This window comes from Streptomyces carpinensis (assembly GCF_002154505.1).
GTDB lineage: Bacteria > Actinomycetota > Actinomycetes > Streptomycetales > Streptomycetaceae > Streptomyces > Streptomyces carpinensis.
In genome coordinates this window covers 1-2,252 of sequence record NZ_MUBM01000744.1, presented here as the reverse complement: position 1 = coordinate 2,252, position 2,252 = coordinate 1, and the positions used below count along the sequence as shown (strand labels likewise).

Annotated in this window: 2 protein-coding genes; one reads left to right on the top strand and one right to left on the bottom strand. The window is 70.1% G+C overall.

Annotated features, from left to right (window positions below; all coding sequences use genetic code 11):
• A partial coding sequence (locus BZY54_RS48480; RefSeq protein WP_086731584.1) for a TetR/AcrR family transcriptional regulator occupies positions 1 to 504 on the bottom strand: 504 nt, incomplete at its 3' end.
• 200 nt (positions 505 to 704) lie between these two features.
• Here BZY54_RS48480 and BZY54_RS48475 point away from each other — a divergent pair.
• Positions 705 to 2,225, top strand: a complete 1,521-nt coding sequence (locus BZY54_RS48475; RefSeq protein ID WP_158104040.1) for an APC family permease — start codon at positions 705 to 707, stop codon at positions 2,223 to 2,225.
• Positions 2,226 to 2,252 lie beyond the last annotated feature (27 nt).

Below are 2,252 nucleotides of genomic sequence, written 5' to 3'. Positions count from 1 at the left end.
GCGGGCGCCCGCGTCGAGGGCGGCATAGGTGGCGGCCATGCACGACCAGGAGAGGGCGAAGTCGACCAGGGCACGGTAGTAGTGCACGGCACGGTCCGGGGGGAAGCCGGCCTGGGTCAACGCCGAGAGGATCAGTTCGACGGCCCGCATCTCGGCGGGTCGGCGGGTGGTCCGGACGGTGGCGAGCACTGCCGTGTGCGGGTGCGCCAGATACACCTTCCGCATCCGCAGGCAGAGGACGCGCAAGGTCTCCCGCCAGTCCGCGGCGGGTTCGAAGGACTCGAGGGTACGGGCGAGCAACTCGTCGGCGATGGCGAGCAGCAGGTCGTCCTTGTCGCGGAAGTGCCGATAGACCGCGGTCGGGTCGGCTCCCAGCCGGGCGCCGAGCGCACGGAAGGTGAACTTGTCCGGGCCGTCGCTCTCCAGCAGTTCCAGGCTCGCCTCGATGATGCGCTGTGGCGACAGCCCCACCGCGCGCCGTCCGCTCCGGCCGTCCGCCGCCATTCCGATCTCCCCTGTCCCTTCGTTCCGCTCCGCGCCCATTCTGCCCGGGGAGCCACGTGACCGGATCGCCAGGCCGAAGTCAACGCCATTGACAACTGCGATGACGCACTCGTTTCATGGTGCCGCCAACCCCCGTTCACGGCGTCCGCCGGACCGAACGGGCCCCTTTCCCCTCTGTGTACGGTCAGCCTGGAGGCGCCATGACGGCACCGCGCACCGCCTCACCCGACTCCCCGCCTTCCGCCGGAGCAGGCCCGGCACCCGAGCTGCCCAAGGTGCTCGGCGTACTGGACGGCCTGGCGCTCACCCTGTCCAACATCAGCCCGACCATGAGCGTCGGCATCGGCCTGGGGATCATCGGTTCCGCTGTCGGACTGGGTATCCCCGCCGCCTTCCTCCTGGCCTGCCTGCCGATCCTGGGCATCGCCGTCGCCTACACGCGGCTGAACCGGGTGGAGCGCAACTGCGGCGCCGCCTACGTATGGGTCGGTCGCCGGATCGGGCCACTGCCCGGCTACCTGATCGGCTGGGTCATCGTCTCCACCAACATCATCTTCATCGCCTACGCGGTCCCCCTGGCCGGCCAGTACGCCTTCTACGCCCTGGACGCCTTCGGCCTGCACCGGCTGGGCGGGTTCGACCTGGGCGCCGCCCACCCTGTCTCGGCGTTCCTGGTCGGCGTGGTGATCACAGCCGGCCTCACCGGGCTCGCAGTGGCCGGCGTGGACCTCGCCGCCCGTTTCCAGCGCGCCTTCGTCACCGCCGAGTTCGCTGTCGTCATCGTGCTGTGCGTGCTGGCCGTCACCAAGGGGCGCGCCGCCTCGTTCAGCCTCTCCTGGTTCTCCCCCACCGTCTTCTCCTCGCCCTCGGTGATGGCGACCGGAGTCCTGCTGTCCGTCTACATGTACTGGGGCTGGGAAACGGCTTTCTCGGTCACCGAGGAGAATGCCGACGCCCGCACTTCCGCCCGGGTCGGCATGGGCTCGCTGGTGGCGGTCATCGGACTCTTCCTCTTCGCCGCCGTCGCCTTCCAACGCGCCCTCACCCCGCAGGAACTGGCCGCGCACGGCGACAACGGCCTGCCATTCCTGGGCGACTTGGTGGCCGGGAGGACGGGCCAGGCGGTGGCCACCACCACCTTGTTGCTGTCGATCGTGTCCTGCATCCAGTCGGTGCTCATCGGCACCGCCCGGCAGACCCTGGCGATGAGCCGGGACGGCGTGATGGGAACAGGCTGGTCCCGGCTGCACCCCAGGCGCGGCACGCCGCACATCGCCACCGTCCGGACAGCCGTACTGGCGGTCGTGATCGCCGCGGTCTCCATCGAACTGGGCAACGTCCAGGAGATCGTGGTCGGCAGCGTCACCGCCGTCGGCATGCTGGTCTCCATGTACTACGCACTGGCCGGCGCGGCCTGCGCGCTGACCTTCCGTCAGGAAGCCCGCACCGACCCACGCACTCTGGTGGTCGCCGTGCTGGTGCCGCTCCTGTCCGGAGCCGTCCTGCTTGCGCTGGGCGTCTACATGGCCTGGTCACAATGGACCTCCACCGACCACTTCGCCTTCTCGGCGTCCAACGGCCGGTTCCTGACCGTCCTGCCGCTCGTCATCCTGCTGATCGGCCTGCCGCTGGCCGCCTGGAACCGCTATCGGCGCAAGGCCCCGTACTTCACCGCCCGGGCTCTTGCGACGACCGCCGACCCGTTGGACCCGCGCCGGTGACCCCGCCCCACACCGAGCGTCCGTACC